The following is a 19,333-nucleotide window of genomic DNA, read 5'->3' as shown; positions in this document are numbered from 1 at the left end:
AGGTCCGGGCGGATCAGTCGTCCATCAGTCCGGCGGCGAGCGTGGCGCCCAGTTCCCAGCACCGCTCGACGGCGGCCTTGTCGGGTTCGCCGGTGACGGTCACCGCGTCCGCGGCGCGCCGCCAGCCGAGGCCCTTCGTGACGGACTCGATGCCCCGCACCGCCCCGGTGACGTCGCTGCCGCCGTGCACGTAGTAGCCGAACGGCCGGCCCCGGGTGGTGTCGAGGCACGGGTAGTAGACCTGGTCGAAGAAGTGCTTGAGCGCCCCTGACATGTAGCCGAGGTTCGCCGGGGTGCCGAGCAGATAGCCGTCGGCGTCCAGGACGTCGCCGGCCGTGGCACAGAGCGCCGCCCGCCGGACGACCCGGACGCCCTCGATCTCCGGGGCGCCGGCCCCGGACAGGACCGCTTCGAACATCGTCTGGCAGTGGGGCGAGGGCGTGTGATGGATGATCAGCAGAGTCGGCACACCCCGACCCTGCCGTGCCGGCCGGGGCCTTCGCAAGCCGGTCCGGGGTGTGGGAGGGGCGCCGGAAGGAGCAGCGGGGAACGCTTGTGAGGGCGGCTCGGGGATGGCACGATGCCCGGCATCGACACGCGGAGACGGGGTGCGTCTTGGCCGACGGGAATCGCAGGTCACCGGCAGCGGCGGTGTTCGACGCGCTGGGCAGCGACTACGAGAAGGCGTTCGCCGCCTCCGGGGCGCACCGGGCCTCGCTGGCGTGGCTGCTCGAACGGCTCCCGCCCGGCAGCCGGGTGCTGGACGTGGGCAGCGGGACGGGACGGCCCACGGCCGCCACGCTCACCGCGGCCGGTCACCGGGTGCTGGGGGTCGACGTGTCGCCGGTGATGGTGGAGATCGCGTCCCGGCAGGTGCCCGAGGCCGAGTTCCGCTGCGGTGACATCCGCGGGCTGCCGCTCGAGGACGGTTCCCTCGACGCCGTCTGCGTGTACTTCGCCCTGCTCCAGATGTCCCGTGCGGAGCAGGCGGACCTGGTGCGGCGGCTGGCCCTGGTCCTGCGCCCCGGCGGCCTGTTCGCGCTGGCCACCGTGCCCCTGGACGTCGAGGGCTTCGACGGTGTCTTCATGGGGCAGGGCGTGCGGGTCACCAGCTTCGCCGCCCAGGCCGTGACCGCGCTGGTGCGCGAGGCGGGGCTGACGGTGCTGTCGGAGGAGAGCGTGCTGTTCACCCCGGCCCATCCCGACGCCACTCCGGAGCCCCAGCTCTTCCTGCACGGCCGCCGCGAGGGCGGGGAGGCGGCCCCGGCGGGCTGACCCCGGCCCCGCGGGCCGGGGTCGGGGAAGCCGGGGCTAAGGAAGCGGTTTCGTCTCGCCCCTGAGGTCGGCGAGCAGTTCGGCCTGGCCGGCCAGCACTCCGGACAGGATGGTGCGGGCCACCCGGAGCAGTTCCGCCACGTGCGGGCTGGTCAGCGAGTAGTACACGGTCGAGCCCTCCTTGCGGCTGACCACGAGGTTCGCCCGGCGCAGCACCGCCAGTTGCTGGGAGAGGTGAGCCGGTTCGATGCCCACCTGGGGCAGCATCTCCGCGACGGCGTGCTCGCGCTCACTGAGGAGTTCCAGGACCCGGATGCGGGCGGGATGGCCCAGGGTCTTGAAGAACTCGGCCTTCAGTTGGTACAGCGGCATGGTCATCGTGCCGTCCCCTCTCCGGTTCCCGGTTTCCGGCGCGCCGCCCCGGTCCCGTCGTCCGGTCCGAGGTCCCTCGCCCCACCTGTGCGTCGTCGGCACCCGACCTCGCCATTCTCTGAGCTTTCCGACATTAGCAACTTCGCACATCCCTGTGTTCCGGGGGCTGTACCGGCCGATCTCCCGGTCGGTCAGGGCCTGTTCGGCGGCCCGGTGGGCGCGGCGGCCGACTGCGGGGCCCTGGGCGCGGGCAGGACACCGGTGAGTTCCAGGTGGTCGCGGGCCGCACGGATCGCCTCCGGCGTCGTGGCGTACTCCCGGCCCTCGCGCCGCAGCGACTCCAGTGTGCCGACGGATTCGAGGACCTTGCGGTGCTCGGGCCGGACGCCCGAGATCATGACGGCGATGCCGCGGCGCCGCAGTTTCGCCACCGCGTCCTTGAGCACCAGGGCGCCGGTGGCGTCGATGACGCTCACGTGGGAGAGGCGCAGGATGACCACCCGCACGTCGGCGAGTTCGGTCAGTTCCAGCAGGAAGCGGTGGGCGGCGGCGAAGAACAGCGGGCCGTCGACGCGGTAGGCGACGATGTGCTCGGCCAGCAGTTCGCGTTCCGCCTCCGTGTGGTCGCCCCGGTCGAGCGGGAGCGGGGCGAGGCGTGCCTGCCGGGCGACGGCGCTCAGTGCGAGGAGGCCCGCGACGGCCAGCCCGATGATCACGGCGAGGACGAGGTCGAGGGCGAGGGTGGCGACGGCCGTGAGGACCAGGACCAGCCCGTCGGAGCGGGTGGCGCGGGCCATCGCGCGCAGCGAACCGACCTCGACCATGCGGACGGCGGTGGCCAGGAGGACGCCCGCCAGCGCGGCGAGCGGGATCTTCGACACCAGCGGGGCGGCCGCGAAGACGATCACGGCGAGGACCGCCGCGTGCGCGAGGGCGGCCAGTCGCGAGGTGGCTCCGGTGCGGACGTTGACCGCGGTGCGGGCGATCGCGCCGGTCGCGGGGACGCCGCCGAAGAGCGGCGAGGCGATGTTCGCCAGGCCCTGGCCGAACAGTTCGCGGTCCGGGTCATGCCGTTGGTTGACGGTCATGCCGTCGGCCACGGAGGCGGACAGCAGCGACTCCAGCGCGGCCAGCGCCGCCACGGCCACGGCGGGTGCGATCAGTTCGGTCAGTGCGCCGGTGTCGAGGAAGGCGAGCGAGGGGGTGGGCAGGCCGGAGGGCAGGTCGCCGATGGGGCGCACCCCGTCCAGTCCTGCGACCTGGACCACGAGCGTGGCCGCGATCACGGCCAGGATGGAGAACGGGACGGTCGGCCGCAGGCGCGCCCCGATCAGCATCACGGCGGCCACCGAGAGCGCCAGGGCGACGGCGATCCAGTCGGGTGTGCGCGCGAACTCCTCGAACGCCCGCCAGGCCACCACCAGCACCCGGTCGCCCTCGGGCACGGGGACACCGAGGGCGTTGGGGATCTGCTGCAGTGCGATCACGCACGCGATGCCGAGTGTGAAGCCCTCCACCACGGGTGCGGGCACGTACCGCATGCTGCCCCCGGCCCGCAGCAGCGCCAGCACGACCAGGATCACGCCCGCCATCAGCCCGACCGTGAGCACGCCCGACGCGCCGTGGTCGGCGACGATGGGGACGAGCACCACGGTCATCGCCCCGGTCGGGCCCGAGACCTGGAGGTTGGAGCCGCCGAACACGGCGGCCAGCGCACCGGCGATCACGGCGGTGGCCAGCCCCGCCTCCGCGCCGAGCCCGGAGGAGACGCCGAATCCGAGGGCGAGGGGCAGTGCGACGACCGCGACGGTCAGTCCGGCGAGCAGGTCACGGCGCGGATCGCGCCGCATCTGGTCGAGGTCGCCGCGGGTGGGCAGCAGCGACGTGATCCGGGTCCAGACCCCGGCGAGCAGCAACGGTACCGACACAACCCCTCGACTTCCAGGTGGTCAAGAACTCCGAACACCGCGGGCGTCCGATCAGCTCGCGGCGTCATGGGGTCCCCCCTGCTCGAGCGAAGCCCAGAGCTTGGGGGAGCGTGCGATCGCAAGGCGTCGCACGCACCAGGCGCCCCTTGGGTTCGGGGCTCTACGGCGCTCCGTCGTACGACGCGCTCAGGGGGCCGCGACGACGGGCATACCATTCAATGATGTAGGCAATTGCTAATTTTTGCAATTCAGCAGGTCGCGAATGCCGCATACGATCCCTGCGGGTCCCGCTCCGGCCGTGCCTCCGTCAGCCCGTCATGCGCTTTCGCCAGGTCGGCTCGACCAGCCGCCACTCGGCCTCCCAGGCCGCCGCGCGCCCCCGCTGGAGCTGCCCCTGGACGAGCCGTCCGCCGAGCAGGACCAGTCCCCCGCTCGCGGCCGCGACCGTGAGGCCCGCCACGACGATCTGGAACCGGGCGTCCACTCCACCGGGCGGTTCGGAGACCAGGCGCCCCTCCCCGTCCGTCCACACGGTGACCACCCTGCCGGCCTTGCTCCCGGAGTCGACCTCCGCCCGGCCCGTGCGGACGGTGCCGTCGGGGGCGGTCCACCGGACCTTGGCCCACACGCGACCGCTGCCGCCACCGTCCCCGGCCACCGGCGCGGGCAGCGCCCGTGCCGCGTCCCCGACCAGGGTGGCCGGTGCGGTACGGGCCTGGGCGCGGTGCTCCGCGAGGGACCCGTCCACCGCCCCCGCCACCGCCAGGCCGGTGAACGTCCCGGCCAGGAGGGCGAGGACGAGGGTGGCGAGCAGCAGCCATGCCTCGATCAGATCGCTGCGACGCCTCAGCGGGTTCTTGCGCCAGCGCCACCACCACACTGTGCGTGGCCGCGCACCACGCGTCCGCGCCATGGGACGTCACCTCCTCGCGCGGGTGCCGCAGGCCACGACGTGCCGCGCCGGTATGCCGGACCGGCCGGTCCGTCGGGGCCGCGGCGCCTCCTCTCCAGGATCCGTCACCGGGGCGGTCCGGCGCATGGGCCGAACGGCCCCGCCCCGGGGTCGGACCGGCCCGAAAACGGCCCATGCGCCGGACCGTCCCGGGCGCGGCCCGCGCCCGACTGCGTCGGCGGATCTCCCGAAGGAGCCCGGGGCCGCCCTGCCCTTCCAGTCTGAGCGCACCCGGAGAGTTCCGCTCGGGCCGCCGCCGTCCCGCCGGCGGCCCGCTTCCCGCTGGACCGGGCCTCTACGCCACCACCGGCCGCGCGACGCCGCTGCGCAGCAGGTGCCGGGCCTGCCGGGCGTCGGCCCCCAGGCGCAGGGCGAGGCGGGAGAGCAGCTCGTACAGGCGCCGGACCGCCTCCAGGCGTTCCAGGCGCGGTGCGAGCGCCGAGAGGGCGATGGCCAGCGTCACGCCCGTCAGGGCCACCGGGCCCAGCGGGGTGCAGCCGAAGAAGTGGCTGACGCCGGGCGTCTGGACGAGGGCGGCGAGCACCGCGGCGGAGCCCAGGGCCGTCGTCCACACCAGGGGGCTGTGCCGGCGGCCGGAGAGGGTCTGCACGAGTTGGGCGCCGACCACGCCGCACAGGGCCATGGTGGTGGAGCGGCGGTTGCTGCCGGGGGTGAGGCGGCCGATCAGGTACGCGGTGACCGCGCCGAGGCAGGTGGTCACGCCCCGGCGCCGGATGGCGCGCAGCAGGGGGGCGCCGAGGACGTCGAGGCCCATCGGGCCGGTTTCGGCGTGGGCCGCCGTCGACGGATCGTCGCTCGGGGTCACCGCCACCGCCATCGCCGGGAACATGTCCGTGAGCAGGTTGACCAGCAGCAGCTGACGGGTCGACAGCGGTGAGGAGCCGGCGAGCAGGGTGCCCAGCACGCTGAAGCCGACCTCGCCCGCGTTGCCGCCGATGAGGATGCTCACCGCGTCGGCGACGCTGCGCCACAGCGCGCGGCCCTCGTGGACCGCGTCGACCAGGACCGACAGGTCGCCGGTGGTCAGGACGAGGTCGGCGGCGTTGCGGGCGGCGGCCGAGCCGCGCGCCTCGATGCCGACGCCCACGTCGGCGGCGCGGATCGCCGCGGCGTCGTTGGCGCCGTCGCCGGCCATGGCCACCACCCGGCCCGCCTGTTGCAGTGCCTCCACCACATGGAGTTTCTGCTCGGGCGCGACCCTGGCGACGACTCCGGCTCCGTGCAGGGCGCGGACCCGGTCGCGGCGGCCCATGGCGACCAGTTCGTCGCCGGTGACCACCTCGGTCGCCTCCGGCCAGCCCAGTTGCAGGGCGATCGCGCGGGCGGTCTCCGGGTGGTCGCCGGTGAGCATGACGGGCAGGATGCCGGAGCGGCGCAGCTGGGTGAGGAGGGCCTGCGAGGTGTCGCGCGGGACGTCCGCCAGGGCGATCAGCCCGACGAACTCCAGGTCCGCGAGGTCGGCCTCGAGTCCGGCGGTGGCGTCCGGGCCCCGGCACGGCCGCCGGGCGACGGCGAGGACGCGCAGCCCCTGTCCCGCGAGGGTGTGGGCCGTTCCGGTCGTGTCGTCGGGCAGGTCGCGGCAGGCCGGGAGGACCGTCTCGGGGGCGCCCTTGACCACGAGGAGGTCACCGGCGTCCGGGTGGGTGCCGCCGTTGTCCCGGCCGACGGCCGCGGCGTATCCCCGGCTGGCCTCGAAGGCGAGCTCACCGCTGGGCACCCAGTGCTCGTCGGGCGGTGCGGCGTCGAGGACCGCCTCGTCGGTGGCGTGCGCGACCCGGCGTCCCTGGCCCGTCTCCACCTGCGGGCAGGCTCGGGCGGCCAGCCGGACCACCGGCACGGCAGACTCGGCGTCCGGGGCGAGGACGGTGCCGTCGGCGGTGGCGACCCGGACCAGGCGCAGCCGGTTCTCGGTGAGGGTGCCGGTCTTGTCGAAGCAGACGGTGTCGACCCGGCCGAGCGCCTCCAGGGTGCGGGGCGTGCGCACCAGGACGCCGCGCCGGGACAGGCGGCGGGCCGCCGCCATCTGGGCGACGGTCGCGACGAGCGGCAGTCCTTCGGGGACGGCGGCGACGGCCACCGCGACCCCGCCGCTGACGGCCTGCCGCAGTGGGCTGCCGCGCAGCAGCGACAGCCCGGTCACCAGTGCGCCGCCGGTGAGGGTCACCGGCAGCGTCTTGCGGGTCAGTTCCTGCAGCCTCGCCTGGACGCCGGCGGGCGGCGGGGTGCGGGCGGCGAGCGCGACGGCGCGGCCCGCCTCGGTACGGTCGCCGGTGTCCACCACCAGCCCGACGGACCGGCCGGCCACGACGATGGTGCCCTCGAAGACCATGCAGGTCCGCCCGCTCACCGGCGCGCCGGGAGTGGCGTCGACGTCCTTGGCCACAGGCAGGGACTCGCCGGTGAGCGCCGACTCGTCGACCTCCAGCCCGTCCACCTCCAGCAGTCGCGCGTCGGCCGGTACGACATCGCCGGCGGCGAGGCTGATCCGGTCTCCGGGCCGCAGCCGGACCGCGTCGACGGTGACCGTGCGCCCGCGGGTGTCCCGCCGGCGTGCCGTGGGCTGCTGGCGGGCGGCCAGCCGGGCGAGCGCCTGTTCCGCGCGCAGCCGCTGGAGTCCGCCCGTCACGGCGTTGAGGTCCATGGCGCCGACGACGAGCAGCGCGTCGACGAGCGAGCCGAGCAGGGCGGAGGCGACCGCCCCGGTGGCCAGGACGGGCGTGAGGGGGTCGTCGAGTTCCCGGCGGACGGCACCGGCCGCCTGCCAGGCCCAGCGGGCCGGGGCCGCCACGGGGGTGCGGGCGAGCCGGGCCGCCCGTCGGCGGGACCGGTCGGCGAGCAGGGCGGGACCGCGGGGTCCGGCGTCGGTCGCGGGGCTGCTCAGCCGGTCGCGCGCCTCGTGCGGCTCCAGCGCGTGCCAGGGCACGTGCAGCCGTGGTTCGGGCGGCGTGGCGCGGGCCACGCCGACGGCCTCGGCCCAGCCGGAGAGCAGGGCGCCGGCCGCGGCGAAGTTCACCGGGGCGTGCCGGGTGAGCCGCTGCCAGGCGCGGCCGCCGGGTTTTCCGCCGCGGGCCACCATGAGCCCCGACAGGGCGGCGCCCGCACGGGCCAGGACCTGTGAGCGGCGGCCGACCCGGCGGACCGCCGGAATGGCCGTCAGCAGCCGCCACACATCGGCCGTTCCCCCCGGGACGATCAGGTCGGCTCCCCAGGCGATCGCCGACCGCGCGTCGGTGAGGGCGACGGCCACGTCGGCGGCGGACAGCCCGTCCGCCACCTCGCCGCCACCGCGTTCGGCCACCCGGGCGACGCCCACCACGATGTGCCCGTCGTTCTGCAGCGCCCGTACGACGTCACCGAGCGGCATGTCCGCCGGGGCCGCCTCGTCCGCGAGCCGGGTGATGTCCCTCAGGTCGGAACCGCCCGTGATCACGACGTACAGCCCGGCCCGGCGGGCCGCGTCGAGGACGGCTTCGGCGAACGGGTCGACCGGATCGTCGAACGCGGCGGTCCCGCTGACGGCGTCCGGGGTGTCCGGCGGGCGGCTGCGCAGGACGTCGGCGTGCAGGACGAGGGAGTCGGCGATCTCCAGCTGCCGCAGCCGCTCCCCACTGCGTACGAGCATCCCGGACCGGGCGAGGAAGGTACCGAGGGCCGCCTGGAAGGCGGCCGGGCCGTAGCGTGCCGCCTTGGGCGATCCGGCGAGGAGGGCTTCGGCCGCCTCCTGTGCCGCGTGCGTGACGAGGAGGGCGGCGGCCGCGCCGGCCAGGCTGCCGGTGCCGGCGTTGGCCGCGTAGGCCTGGGCGGGGGTGACCCGCAGCGGTGGGCGGCCGCCGGTAAGGCCGGGGAGGCCCGCGCGTTCCTCGGTGCAGAGGTCGTCGTGCAGCGCCTCGAAGGCCGCGGCCCGGGCCACCGCCTCGGTCAGCTGGCCGGTCCGCAGCAGCCCGTCGAGGACCAGGGACATCGGGGACTGTCCGGCTCCGTGGGCGGCGGCGTTGGCGGCGGCGAGGACGAGTTCCATGCCGTTCCAGCCGAGCCGCTGCCGCAGCAGGGCGCGGAAGCGGGGGTTCTCGCGCATCAGCGTGACGGCGGCGGTGACCGTTCTCGGGCTCCGTGGCAGGCCCAACGAGCGTCCGGCGAGGGCCCCGGCCGCACCGGCGGCGTCCAGCAGCAGCGCGGCGGCGTTGACCCGTACCTCGCGGGGGTCGCCGGGGTGCCGGGTCTCGTCCGCCTCCGGATCGGCGTCCTCGCTCAGCCCGAGGCGGGCGGCGAGCGCGACGGCCCGCTCGGTCACCCGGTCGCCGGCCGCGTCCTGCGCCGCCGTCACGACGAGGCGGGTCAGCCCCTCGTCCCAGTACGCCGTCAGCACGTCGGGGTGGTCGAGGAGTTCGGTGGCCACTTTGCGGGCGAGCGGGCCGGCGTCGCCGCCGGGATTGCGCAGCGCCAGGTGGACGCGGCGTCCGGCCCGCCAGTGCCGGCCGCCGCCCAGGGCGTTGCGGGCGACGTTGCCGATGCGGCGCGTCGTGCCGTGGACGGACGTCATGCCCCGGGCGGTGCTGCGGGCGGCGCCCGCGGCGGCCCCCGCCACGGTCCCGGCGAGGGGGGCGACATCGAAGCGTGTGAGCATCTGAGGGTGTCCCGTGGTCCTGGCTCAGCCGGTCTGCGGGTCGTGTGCGCCGTCCCGGCCCGGGTGGCGGTCGGTGTGCGGTTCGTGGTGCGCGGTGGCTTCGGCGACCTGCTTGAGCGCGGACGCCGTCGCGGGGTCGCCCACCTTGGCGGGCTGTTCGCGCACAGGGGGTTCCGCCGGTTCCTGCCGGTGGCGGGAGAGGGCCAGCCGGTCGCCGGGGCCCTGGTCGGTGGGCGGTCCGGGCGCGGGCTGCGGTTCCGTTTCGGTTTCCGGGCGGTGCGCCCCGTCCTCACCGGACGGTGCCGTGCCGTTCGGCGACTCCGTCTCCGGCGGCCGGGCCGGCCGCTGCTGGGTGAGCCAGGCGACGGCCGCGCCGGTCAGCGCCACCGGCCACTCGACGAGGCCGGCCACACCGAGCACGCCGGCTCCGGCGTAGACGGCCATGCGGCGACCGCGCGGGGACACCGCCCCGATCGCGTCCAGCGCACCGCCGGCCGCCTTCCCGACCTGTTCCGCGCCCGGCACCTGCCGCAGCCCCGACGCCATGGCCCGCAGGGGCTGCGGAAGATCCGACGAACGAGACGTGTCTGGGTCCCTGCCGGCCATGTCGTTCATGTCGACCTCCGAAGCGCGTCACCCAGGGGCGCCCATCGGTTCCCCTGCCTTGTGACCCATTTTCAGCCGTGAACGGCCGGAGCGCTTTTCCTGTTCACCCGAGGCGGTCCCGTCGGCGCCGCCGGCCGGGTTGCCGGCGGCGCTTCCCGTCCGCCCACGCCCGGCGTCCGCCGTCGCGTCCTGGTACTGCACATGGCGCGTTCGTCTCACCAAAGCGCGAAATGGGCGCGCTCCCGACATCGCATCGGGCGCCGCGGGCAAGACCTAGGTCCGGTCCGGCGTCTCGCGCCGGACCGGACCGCGGGATCCGGCTCCGGGGCACCTCCCCCGTCCTTCAGCCAGTGGGGAGGCGTCGCCGGGCGGAGGGCCGTTTTCGTACGGGACGTACGCGAGCGGGCCCCGGCAGCGTGGCGGGGCGCGGCAGCGGGCCCGGCGGAAACCGCCGGACAGACCCCGGGGCTCGCGGCAGTCGGCCCCCGAACGAAGGAGACGTACCGAATGGCCCTCAGACATGCCCGGACCGCGCGCCGAGCGGCCCTGGCCGCGCTCGGCGGTCTCGTCCTCGCCGGCCTCCCCTCCGTCGCGGCGGCCGGGCTCCCGCCCACGGCGGGACCCGCGCCCGTCGCCGCCCGGCCGCCGGGTGCCGACACCGACGAACCGCCGGCGCAGCTGCTCCGTGCCCTGCAGCGCGATCTGGGGCTGACCGGGGCCCAGGCGTCCGAACGGCCGGCCAACGAGGCGGAGGCGGGCACCCGCGCGGGCCGGCTGCGCATCTCCCTGGGCGAGCGGTTCGCCGGTGCCTGGGTGCACGGCACTGCCTCCGAGAACCTCACGGTCGCGACCGTCGACGCCGGGGACGTCCCCGCCATCGAGGCCCAGGGCGCGACGGCCGCGGTCGTCCGGCGGACGCTGTCCGACCTCGTGGCGGCCAAGGAGAAGCTGGACTCGACGGCTGCCCGGGTCCAGACCCTGGACACGCCCGTGTGGTACGTCGACGTGCCGAACAACCGCGTCATGGTGCGGGCGAGGAGCCGGGCGGCCGGCGCCGCCTTCGTCGAGGCGGCGGGGCTCCAGGGGTCGGACGTCGGTATCCACACGACGACGGAGTCGCCGCGCCTGATGCAGGACATCACCGGCGGCGACGCCTTCTACATCGACGACACCGCCCGCTGCTCCGTCGGATTCTCCGTCACCGGGGACGAGCAGCAGGGCTTCGTCACCGCGGGCCACTGCGGCGCGCCTGGCGCGGTGACGACCGGCTACGACCGCACCGCCCAGGGCACCTTCCGGGCCTCGACGTTCCCCGGCAAGGACATGGCGTGGGTGGCCACCGACGACCAGTGGACGGCCACGCCCGGCGTCAAGGCGCAGGACGGTCAGGAGGTGCAGGTCGCCGGATCGGTGCAGGCACTCGTCGGTGCCGCGGTGTGCCGGTCCGGCTCGACCAGCGGATGGCACTGCGGAACGATCCAGCAGCACGACACGAGTGTCACCTACCCCCAGGGCACGGTCGGCGGGCTGACCCGGACCACGGTGTGTGCCGAGCCGGGCGACTCCGGCGGGCCGTTCGTCGCGGGCGTCCAGGCGCAGGGCGTCACCTCCGGCGGCACCGGGAACTGCACCAGCGGCGGCACGACGTTCTACCAGCCGGTCAACCCGATCCTCAGCGACTTCGGCCTCGTCCTCACCACCACCCAGGCCACGACACCGGCCCCGGCCCCCGCCCCGCAGGACGGCGCCACCCGGGAGTGGACCGAGGGCCGCGTGTACGAGGCAGGGGCGGTGGTGACCCGCGACGGCGTGCGCTACCGGTGTCTGCAGAGCCACCAGGCCCAGGGCGCCTGGGCACCGGCCGACGCCCCGGCCCTGTGGCAGCGCGGGTGACCGTTCCACCAGGGCCGCGGTGAACCTCCGGGCGGCTGAGCACGTCCGTGGTCTCCTCCGGTGCGTGGCCCCGGCCGGTGTGGCCGGGGCCACGCACCGGAGGAGACCGGGGCCATATCCGGCCGGGTGTGCCGGAAGCTACCGTTTCCGGGCAGATGTCCTTGACCCCATCAGCTCGGACGGCCCGGCAGTGACAGCAGACCTCTCCCCGGTCATCGCGGCGACCACGCAGTGGCTGACCCGTTCCTTCCCCGCCTCCGGCGGAGCGCTCGCCTCCGCCCTGTGCGAGGTGCAGGCGCGGCAGGCGGTGACGGTCGCCGCGTGGCTCCGGTATCCGACGGCGATGGACGCCGCCCTGGTCGGCCTGGCGGGCCCGGGCGGTTCGGCACGGCTCGACGGGGTCACCGGCGCCGGCGCCGACCCGGACGGCGCAGCCGCCTGGCGCACCTGGGTGGACGAGGTCGTGACCAGCTGGGCGGCCTGTCTGCTCGCCGACCCGGACATGGCCTCCCGCGCCGTGACCGCGCTCGCCGGGGGAACCCACACCACCGGTGCGCCGGCCGAGTTCCGGCGGCTGCTCGCACCCGACGAGAGCGACCAGAAGGCAGCGGCGCTGCTGCGCCACCCCGATCTGCTGGCGCCCGTGGCCGAACTGCACCGCTCCCGTTTGCTCGACCGTCTCCCTCCGGACCACACGCTCACCGCCTGACGCCGGGCCCGTCCACGCCCGCTGCCCGGACCACCCGGCCCGGGCAGCGGGCGTGTCGGACCGTCGGCGTGACGGCGTGACGGCGTGACGGCGTCAGTCGAGCTTGCCGCGACCGCTCAGCGCGTCGCGGAGCCGGTCGACCAGGCCGACGCCCGGTGCCAGCAGCTTGTTGGCCGGGGGCTTGTCCGGGGCCGCAGGGTGCGGCCGGGTCGGGGCCGTCTTCTTGGCCTGCCGGACCTTGTCACCGAGCTGGTCGAGCTGTCCCGGGGAGCAGGACGCGCGCAGCTCGGGGAACAGGTTCTGCTCCTCGTCGGCGATGTGCTCGCGGATCTCGCCCATCAGCATGCCGACGAGCCGGTCGAACTCGGCCTCCCCCGCGTCGCGGCCCTCCAAGTCCTTCATGACCTGTTCGGCCTTGGCGTGGTCCGCGAGTTCCCTGTCGGCCAGGGTGTTCCCGTTCTCCACGTGCTCGCGCACGGCCGGGTAGAGATATGCCTCCTCCGCCACCGAATGCCGGACGAGCTCGATCGTCGCCTGGTCCGCGTACACCTTGCGGTCCTTGTGGCCGGGGGGCAGGGCCTCGATCTTGCCGAAGAGCTCCTCGACCTCCCGGTGATCGGTCATCAGTTCGTCGATGACGTTGCCTCCGTGTCCCATGTTCTTCACCTCCGGATCGTGGTGGCACCCGGCCGGGTCCACCCGCCCCTGGGTTCCCCGGGCTCCGGGGGGCTAACGCGATTCGGCCCCCGGTCGGTCCCCTCACCGACGGGCCCCGGGTCAGCCGGGCAGTTTGGCCCGGACGCGGGCGGCCGCCGCGGCGGGGCGGGCTCCCGCCCGGGCGGCGTGCCGTACCAGGTGGGCGTCGCGACGCAGTTCGCGAGCCGTGCGACGGCCGCGCCACAGCATCGAGGGGGCGGCCCCGGTGTCGTCGGCGGTGATCAGCAGGCCGCCGAGCATGGCCAGGTTCTTGAGGAAGTGGATGCGCTGCTGGACACGCCGGGAGGCGTCGTCCTCCTCCCAGAAGCGGTGTCCGGCGAGCGTCGTGGGCACGAGCGTGACCGCGAGTGCGAGCGCCGCGGTGCGGGGGAGGCGTCCGGTGGCCAGCAGCAGCCCGGCCACGACCTGTACGGCGCCGTTGAGCCGTACGGTCTGCTCGGTGCGGTCCGGGAGCACGGCGACGCGTTCGGTGACGGGCCGGACGACGGGCTCGGCGACCGGGACGACGTCCTGGGGGTGGCGAACGGATTCCAGACCGCCCGCGACGAACATCGATGCCAGCATCGGGCGGCCGACGGCGCGCAGCAGACTCATGGCCTTCTCCTGGTGGGTGTCGGGGGTCTCGGGATGCTCTCGGTGGGGTCCGTGGTGTGCGGGTCGCCGGGTTCCCCCGCGGTGACGGGCCATTCGGCGGCACCTGCTCCGGTGACGGCAGGGCGGTGTCTCACCAGAACCGGTTCGTGAGCGCGGGCCGGCGGACCGCCTGGGCGGCGTCGCGCAGGCTCAGGGCGACGCTGATGGTGGCGCGCAGCGCCGACGGCCGTACCGTCTGGGCGGTCTCGGTGGCCAGGACGAGCAGGCAGGACGCGGCCTGTTCCACCACGGAGACCGGGAGTGTGTAGTCGCTGTCGGCGGCCGTGCGGAACGCCTTCAACGGGATCCCGGCCCCGTCGACGGTCCGCTTGGCGGCCTGCTCCAGGTGCTGTGCGGCCTGGTCGCACACGGAGGCGGGCAGGGTGAGGGTGCGTTGGAACGATGCGCTTGTCATGACTCGATTGGTCCCCGGGAACCGGTCCGTTCGATCGGCGGGCGGCGCGTTTTCACCGTCCTGCGCGACGAGTCGTGACACGTCGGGGGCGAGTGCCGGGCGTGCGAAGGGACGCACGGCACTCGCCCCCGGGCCGGCCCCCTGGTGGGGCCGGCCCGGGGCCGGTGACCTGTTCAGCGGTTCACCACGTGCCGTTCGTCGGGGACGCAGTGGGTCATCGTCAGTCCCCGCACGTCACGCGACGGGTTGTCGCCCAGGTTGGCCAGCCGCTTGCGGTCCTCGTCGGTGAGGTCCTGGTCCGCGAGGGGTCCCAGACCGGCGACGTCCCCCGGAGCGATACCGAGTCCGTCACCGACCCGGCGGCCGAGGTCGTTCTCGACCAGCAGGAAGTGCCACACCATGCGCTCCTGCACCGGCCGGTCGCACTGGGAGAGCAGGTCGGTGAAGTTCTTCACCAGGTCGTCGCGCTCCCAGTCCTCCATGAGCATGTAGCGCTGGCCCGCCTGGAGGTAGTCGTTGGTGCGGGGGATGCGCTTGCGGGTGAGGTAGCCCCGGATCTCCGGGCCCTGCTCGTCGTGCGACGGCTCCTTGGCCTCGCGCAGGCCGCCGATGAGCGACGGTTCGTAGTTGACCTCGGGGTGCTCTCCCGCCTGGTCCACGAGGTAGGCCATCTGGCCGTCGCGTTGGTTGGTGTTCACCTCGGCGGCCTTGGCCTGGTTGACGGGGAGCTGGAGGTAGTTCGGGCCGACCCGGTGGCGCTGGGTGTCGCTGTAGGAGAAGGTCCGGCCGACGAGCATCTTGTCGTCGGAGAAGTCCAGGCCGTCGACGAGGACACCCGTGCCGAAGGAGATCTGCTCGTTCTCGGCGAAGTAGTTCTCCGGCATCCGGTCGAGCACCATCCGGCCGACCGGCTTCGGCGGGAAGTCCTGCTCGGGCCAGGTCTTGGTGTCGTCGAGCGGGTCGAAGTCCAGTTCCGGGTGGTCGTGGTCGTCCATCATCTGGACGAGCAGTTCCCACTCCGGGTGGTCGCCGCGCCCCACCGCCTCGTAGAGGTCCTTGGTCGCGTGGCCGAGGGAGCCCGCCTGGACGTTCGCGGCGTCCTCCTCGGTCATGGAGCGGACGCCCGCCTTGGGCATCCAGTGGTACTTGACGAGCTTGGTCTCACCCTCGGTGTTCACCCATTTGTAGGTGTTCACGCCGAAGCCCTGCATGTGACGGTAGTCCGCGGGGATGCCGCGCGGACTGAACAGGTTGACCAGCATGTGCATGCACTCGGGCGTCTGCGACATGAAGTCGAAGATGCGCCGCGGCTGCTGCTCGAAGGTGACGGGGTCGGGCTTGAGGGCGTGGATGACGTCCGGGAACTTGATCGCGTCCCGGATGAAGAAGACCCCGAGGTTGTTGCCGACGAGGTCCCAGTTGCCGTCCTCGGTGTAGAACTTCACGGCGAAGCCGCGCGGGTCGCGGGCGGTCTCGGAGGAGTCGCGTCCGCCGATGACGGTGGAGAACCGGACGGCCACGTCCGTGCGCTTGCCGCGCTCCTGGAACAGCAGGGCCCGGGTGTAACGGCCGACCGGTTCGTCGCCCCAGGTTCCGTAGGCCTCGAAGTAGCCGTACGCGGTCACCCCCCGGGCGTGCACGACGCGTTCGGGGATGCGCTCCCGGTCGAAGTGGCTGATCTTCTCCAGGAACTGGTAGTTCTCCAGCGTGGCGGGCCCGCGGGCGCCGACCGTGCGTTGGTTCTGGTTGTCGTGGACCGGATGGCCCTGCCGGTTGGTGAGTACCTTGCGGCCGTCGCCCGGGGCAGGACCTCGGCTCGAAACGTCCGTCATGTTCGTGGACTCCTTCGGCTGCTCATGGCTGGGGGCGGGCCGGAGCACGGTGGCGTGTGGCCGTGGGCCGGTCGTCGAGGCCGGTCCGGGTGATGTGGTCCTCCGGTGTCCCGGGCTCGCGGGCTCCCCGGTTCCCGGGGCCCGCTCGCGGGACCTCCCGTCGCCGGACGGCCTGGTCACGCGCATCGCGCGCGTCCCGCCGGTGGCGTACGTACGAGGGCCATGCTGCCGTGCATCACGGAGAGCGGCGACTCGGAGCAGCGGCGCACACGCGCGGCGCGCGGGCCGGTGCGAGAACGGCGGAGCCGTCCGCGGCCGCCACGGCCGTCATGAGGCGGGCCGGCGGCGGGTCCTGGCGGGAAGGACACGCGGGAGCGCGACCGGTCCCCCGTTCCGGCCGCGCTCCCGCGGCAGGAACGAACCTGGTGACAGCCATCGCGGGGCGGCCGCCGCCAGGGCCTCCAGTGCGGCGCGCAGCAGTCCCAGCGCGGAGATCCGCTCCAGGACCGGGGCCAGGACCTTTTCCTCCAGCCCGTGCTTGATCAGCCGGGCCCGGAAGTCACTCAGGGCGGAGAAGTCGAATCCCGGGTCGTCCGGCTCCAGGCCGAGGAGGAACTTCCAGTCCATCCGGGCCCGGCCGGACGCCGGGCACCGGCCGGGGTGTGCGGCCCTGCTCCTTGGGCGGCATAAGCTCGGTGAATGGCCAAGTACTTCGACGTGCACCCCGACAACCCCCAGCCGCGCACTATCGCCCAGGTCGCCGACAGCATCCGCGCCGACGCCCTGGTCGCGTACCCCACGGACTCCTGTTACGCGCTCGGCTGCCGACTGGGCAGCCGGGAGGGCATCGACCGGATCCGTACCATCCGCAAGCTGGACGAGCGCCACCACTTCACTCTGGTGTGCCGGGATTTCGCGCAGCTCGGCCAGTTCGTACGGATCGACAACGACGTGTTCCGCGCGGTCAAGGCGTCCACACCGGGCAGCTACACCTTCATCCTGCCCGCGACGAAGGAGGTGCCGCGCATGCTGCAGCATCCGAAGAAGAAGACCGTCGGCGTGCGCATCCCCGATCACGTCGTCACCCAGGCGCTGCTGGCGGAACTCGGCGAGCCCCTGCTGTCCAGCACCCTGTTGCTGCCCGGTGAGGACGAGCCGATGACCCAGGGCTGGGAGATCAAGGACCGGCTCGACCACCAGGTGGACGCGGTGCTCGACTCCGGGGACTGCGGCACCGAGCCGACCACGGTGATCGACTTCTCGGGCGGGGAGGCGGAGATCGTACGGCGGGGCGCGGGCGACACCTCACGGTTCGAGTAGGGGCGGTCGGCTGATCGGCCGGTCACCAGCGTCCCGGGGCGGTTCCGGTGATCGGCTCCGAGGGGCGGCCGTCGACACCCACCGGCACGTCACCTGTCAGCATCACCCGGTGCATGATCCGCGGGTGGCCCAGGTGGGCGGTGTCGTTCGGAGCCAGGTGGATGGTGGCACGGTTGTCCCAGAACGCCACGCTGCCCGGCTCCCACCGGAAGCGCACCGTGTACTCGGGCCGGGTCGCCTGCTCCAGCAGCATCTCCAGGACGGCGTGGCTCTCCGGCCGGGACAGGCCGGTGATCTGCTCGACGTAGTAGCCGTTGACGAACAGCACCCGCTCCCCCGTCTCCGGATGGACCCGCACCACGGGGTGCTCGGAAGCGGTCTGACGGACCAGCAGGTGCCGCAGATACGCGTCGTCGCCGGGCCGGGGCTGGTAGCCGACCCCCAGCCGGTGCTCGGCGCGCAGCCGGTCGGCGAACTCCCGTACCGGCGCGGACAGTCCGGCGTAGGCGGCGGCCAGATTCGACCAGGTGGTGTCGCCTCCGTAGGGCGGTACGGTCTCCGCGCGCAGGATCGTCGCGGCGGGCGGATCGACGCGGGCGCCGTGGTCGCAGTGCCAGCCGCGCAGCAGGGTGTGGCGGCGGCGCCGCAGCCATTCGTCGTGCTCCATGCCGAACCGTCCGCCGAGTTCCAGCCGGTCGGCGGTCGTCTCGACCTCGGGGAAGCCGGGCGGCGAGGCCCTCCCGCGCCGGGGCAGGACGACCGGCTCACCGAACCGCCGCGCCAGCGCCACATGTCCGGCGTGGTCCAGGCGCTGTCCGCGGAAGAACACCACCTTCCAGCGCAGCACCGCCGCCCGGACGGCGGCGATCACGGCGTCGCCTGGCTCGTCGGCGAGGTCGACGCCGGTGATCTCGGCACCGATGTGCCCGGCGACCGGACGCACCCCGATCCCCACGCTCTTCTCGGCCTTCTCTGCGTCCTCCCCTCCGCCCGTCCCGCTCTCCGCGCCTCCTCCACCCGCCCCGCCCGCACCGCTCACGCCCGTCGTCATGTGTGCCCTCTCCGTCGTTCCGGGTCGATCCGTGCGGATCCCTGCCGGTTCACACACGTGCGTGTCGTCCGGCCCGCCCGTCGGGTTGATCATCGGCCGTTCTGTCGGTGAGGCTGGAGGGTGACGACACTGTCCATGGGAGGGTCCCCTCGTGATCAGCATCCCGAACCACACACTCAACGACGGCACGACGATCCCCGCTCTCGGCCTGGGCACCTGGCCGATGGACGACGCACAGGCGGAGCAGTCGGTGACGGCGGCCCTGGAGATGGGCTACCGCCTCGTCGACACGGCGACGAACTACCGCAACGAGACCGGTGTCGGCCGTGCCGTGGCCCGCGCCGACGTCCCGCGCGAGGAGGTCGTCGTGACGACGAAACTCCCCGGCCGCCACCACGGCTACGAGGAGACCCTCACCTCCTTCGAGGAGTCCCGCGCGCGTCTCGGGCTGGAGTACGTCGACCTGTACCTCATCCACTGGCCGCTCCCCCGGGTCGACCGGTACGTCGACTCCTGGAAGGCCATGATCAAGCTGCGGGAGGACGGGCTCGTACGCTCGATCGGGGTCTCCAACTTCACACCCGCCCACATCGAACGGCTGGAGCAGGAGACCGGGGTGCTGCCGTCGGTCAACCAGGTCGAGCTGCACCCGTTCTTCCCCCAGGAGGAGCTGCGCTCCTACCACGCGGACAAGGGCGTGCTCGTCGAGAGCTGGAGCCCGTTGGGCCGGGGTTCACAGGTGCTGGACGACCTGACCGTGGCCTCGGTGGCCGAGGCCCACGGGGTCACACCGGCCCAGGCGGTGCTGCGCTGGCACATCCAGCTCGGCGCACTGCCCGTGCCCAAGTCGGCCGATCCCGGACGGCAGCGCGCCAACCTCGACGTCTTCGGCTTCGAACTGGACGCCGCCCAGATGCGGGCCATCGCCGACCGGGCCCATCGGCGCATCGGCGGAGACCCGGAAGTGCACGAGGAGTTCTGACCG

17 protein-coding genes are annotated in these 19,333 nt (G+C 74.0%); 5 read left to right on the top strand and 12 right to left on the bottom strand.

From position 1 onward, the window contains the following. Positions 1 to 13: 13 nt before the first annotated feature. Positions 14 to 469 carry a flavodoxin family protein gene (locus PYS65_RS33160; RefSeq protein WP_279337663.1) on the bottom strand — a complete coding sequence of 152 codons (456 nt, stop codon included), beginning with the start codon at positions 467 to 469 and terminating at the stop codon, positions 14 to 16. A gap of 146 nt (positions 470 to 615) precedes the next feature. On the opposite strand from PYS65_RS33160, the gene PYS65_RS33155 reads away from it, so the two are divergent. Further along, positions 616 to 1,275, top strand: a complete 660-nt coding sequence (locus PYS65_RS33155) for a class I SAM-dependent methyltransferase (RefSeq protein ID WP_279337662.1) — start codon at positions 616 to 618, stop codon at positions 1,273 to 1,275. 36 nt (positions 1,276 to 1,311) lie between these two features. Here PYS65_RS33155 and PYS65_RS33150 read toward each other — a convergent pair whose 3' ends face one another. The 5 genes from PYS65_RS33150 to PYS65_RS33130 all read right to left on the bottom strand — a co-directional run bounded on the left by PYS65_RS33150 (position 1,312) and on the right by PYS65_RS33130 (position 9,718). Next, entirely contained in the window at positions 1,312 to 1,653 is a 342-nt protein-coding gene (locus PYS65_RS33150; RefSeq protein ID WP_109377945.1) for an ArsR/SmtB family transcription factor, read from the bottom strand. A gap of 185 nt (positions 1,654 to 1,838) precedes the next feature. Continuing rightward, complete coding sequence (locus PYS65_RS33145) at positions 1,839 to 3,575, bottom strand: SulP family inorganic anion transporter (protein WP_279337661.1); 1,737 nt, start codon at positions 3,573 to 3,575, stop codon at positions 1,839 to 1,841. 307 nt (positions 3,576 to 3,882) lie between these two features. After that, positions 3,883 to 4,488: an Rv1733c family protein gene (locus PYS65_RS33140; RefSeq protein WP_279337659.1), complete on the bottom strand. Its 606-nt coding sequence runs from the start codon at positions 4,486 to 4,488 to the stop codon at positions 3,883 to 3,885. A gap of 334 nt (positions 4,489 to 4,822) precedes the next feature. Continuing rightward, positions 4,823 to 9,172: a cation-translocating P-type ATPase gene (locus PYS65_RS33135; RefSeq protein ID WP_279337658.1), complete on the bottom strand. Its 4,350-nt coding sequence runs from the start codon at positions 9,170 to 9,172 to the stop codon at positions 4,823 to 4,825. A 24-nt stretch (positions 9,173 to 9,196) separates the two neighbouring features. Further along, on the bottom strand, positions 9,197 to 9,718 hold the full coding sequence (locus tag PYS65_RS33130) for a hypothetical protein (RefSeq protein ID WP_279337657.1): 522 nt from the start codon (positions 9,716 to 9,718) through the stop codon (positions 9,197 to 9,199). Positions 9,719 to 10,285: 567 nt separating this feature from the next. Between PYS65_RS33130 and PYS65_RS33125 the strand changes: the two genes are divergently transcribed. Continuing rightward, entirely contained in the window at positions 10,286 to 11,671 is a 1,386-nt protein-coding gene (locus PYS65_RS33125; RefSeq protein ID WP_279337656.1) for an alpha-lytic protease prodomain-containing protein, read from the top strand. Between the two features lie 190 nt (positions 11,672 to 11,861). After that, positions 11,862 to 12,380: a hypothetical protein gene (locus PYS65_RS33120; protein WP_279337655.1), complete on the top strand. Its 519-nt coding sequence runs from the start codon at positions 11,862 to 11,864 to the stop codon at positions 12,378 to 12,380. A gap of 93 nt (positions 12,381 to 12,473) precedes the next feature. Here the strand turns inward: PYS65_RS33120 and PYS65_RS33115 are convergent, their stop codons facing one another. From PYS65_RS33115 to PYS65_RS33095, 5 genes are all read right to left on the bottom strand, one after another. Further along, complete coding sequence (locus PYS65_RS33115; RefSeq protein ID WP_279337654.1) at positions 12,474 to 13,037, bottom strand: hemerythrin domain-containing protein; 564 nt, start codon at positions 13,035 to 13,037, stop codon at positions 12,474 to 12,476. 120 nt (positions 13,038 to 13,157) lie between these two features. Then, positions 13,158 to 13,691, bottom strand: a complete 534-nt coding sequence (locus tag PYS65_RS33110) for a DoxX family protein (RefSeq protein WP_279337653.1) — start codon at positions 13,689 to 13,691, stop codon at positions 13,158 to 13,160. 130 nt (positions 13,692 to 13,821) lie between these two features. Continuing rightward, positions 13,822 to 14,145: a hypothetical protein gene (locus PYS65_RS33105; RefSeq protein ID WP_279337652.1), complete on the bottom strand. Its 324-nt coding sequence runs from the start codon at positions 14,143 to 14,145 to the stop codon at positions 13,822 to 13,824. A gap of 173 nt (positions 14,146 to 14,318) precedes the next feature. Then, positions 14,319 to 15,977 (bottom strand): catalase, encoded by a 1,659-nt coding sequence (locus PYS65_RS33100; protein WP_279337651.1) that lies wholly within the window; start codon positions 15,975 to 15,977, stop codon positions 14,319 to 14,321. A 327-nt stretch (positions 15,978 to 16,304) separates the two neighbouring features. Continuing rightward, the gene (locus PYS65_RS33095; protein WP_279337650.1) at positions 16,305 to 16,604 is read right to left on the bottom strand and encodes a transposase; all 300 of its coding nucleotides are present in this window, start codon (positions 16,602 to 16,604) and stop codon (positions 16,305 to 16,307) included. Between the two features lie 72 nt (positions 16,605 to 16,676). On the opposite strand from PYS65_RS33095, the gene PYS65_RS33090 reads away from it, so the two are divergent. Then, positions 16,677 to 17,297 carry an L-threonylcarbamoyladenylate synthase gene (locus tag PYS65_RS33090; RefSeq protein ID WP_279337649.1) on the top strand — a complete coding sequence of 207 codons (621 nt, stop codon included), beginning with the start codon at positions 16,677 to 16,679 and terminating at the stop codon, positions 17,295 to 17,297. 22 nt (positions 17,298 to 17,319) lie between these two features. Here PYS65_RS33090 and PYS65_RS33085 read toward each other — a convergent pair whose 3' ends face one another. Continuing rightward, positions 17,320 to 18,348: a TauD/TfdA dioxygenase family protein gene (locus tag PYS65_RS33085; RefSeq protein WP_279337648.1), complete on the bottom strand. Its 1,029-nt coding sequence runs from the start codon at positions 18,346 to 18,348 to the stop codon at positions 17,320 to 17,322. Positions 18,349 to 18,499: 151 nt separating this feature from the next. Here PYS65_RS33085 and PYS65_RS33080 point away from each other — a divergent pair, with 151 nt between their 5' ends. Beyond that, positions 18,500 to 19,330, top strand: coding sequence for an aldo/keto reductase (locus tag PYS65_RS33080; protein ID WP_279337647.1), 831 nt, complete (start codon positions 18,500 to 18,502; stop codon positions 19,328 to 19,330). Positions 19,331 to 19,333 lie beyond the last annotated feature (3 nt).

This window comes from Streptomyces cathayae (assembly GCF_029760955.1).
In the GTDB taxonomy this organism is placed as follows: Bacteria; Actinomycetota; Actinomycetes; order Streptomycetales; family Streptomycetaceae; genus Streptomyces; species Streptomyces cathayae.
This window is presented reverse-complemented; position numbering and strand designations above follow the sequence as displayed.

Excerpts from the sequence above, each read along its gene's own strand:
- PYS65_RS33150 (WP_109377945.1), bottom strand. The coding sequence starts at position 1,653 with ATGACCATGCCGCTGTACCAACTGAAGGCCGAGTTCTTCAAGACCCTG.
- PYS65_RS33140 (WP_279337659.1), bottom strand. The coding sequence starts at position 4,488 with ATGGCGCGGACGCGTGGTGCGCGGCCACGCACAGTGTGGTGGTGGCGC.
- PYS65_RS33135 (WP_279337658.1), bottom strand. The coding sequence starts at position 9,172 with ATGCTCACACGCTTCGATGTCGCCCCCCTCGCCGGGACCGTGGCGGGG.
- PYS65_RS33130 (WP_279337657.1), bottom strand. The coding sequence starts at position 9,718 with ATGGCGTCGGGGCTGCGGCAGGTGCCGGGCGCGGAACAGGTCGGGAAG.
- PYS65_RS33125 (WP_279337656.1), top strand. The coding sequence starts at position 10,286 with ATGGCCCTCAGACATGCCCGGACCGCGCGCCGAGCGGCCCTGGCCGCG.
- PYS65_RS33115 (WP_279337654.1), bottom strand. The coding sequence starts at position 13,037 with ATGGGACACGGAGGCAACGTCATCGACGAACTGATGACCGATCACCGG.
- PYS65_RS33110 (WP_279337653.1), bottom strand. The coding sequence starts at position 13,691 with ATGAGTCTGCTGCGCGCCGTCGGCCGCCCGATGCTGGCATCGATGTTC.
- PYS65_RS33105 (WP_279337652.1), bottom strand. The coding sequence starts at position 14,145 with ATGACAAGCGCATCGTTCCAACGCACCCTCACCCTGCCCGCCTCCGTG.
- PYS65_RS33100 (WP_279337651.1), bottom strand. The coding sequence starts at position 15,977 with ATGACGGACGTTTCGAGCCGAGGTCCTGCCCCGGGCGACGGCCGCAAG.
- PYS65_RS33095 (WP_279337650.1), bottom strand. The coding sequence starts at position 16,604 with ATGGACTGGAAGTTCCTCCTCGGCCTGGAGCCGGACGACCCGGGATTC.
- PYS65_RS33090 (WP_279337649.1), top strand. The coding sequence starts at position 16,677 with ATGGCCAAGTACTTCGACGTGCACCCCGACAACCCCCAGCCGCGCACT.
- PYS65_RS33085 (WP_279337648.1), bottom strand. The coding sequence starts at position 18,348 with ATGACGACGGGCGTGAGCGGTGCGGGCGGGGCGGGTGGAGGAGGCGCG.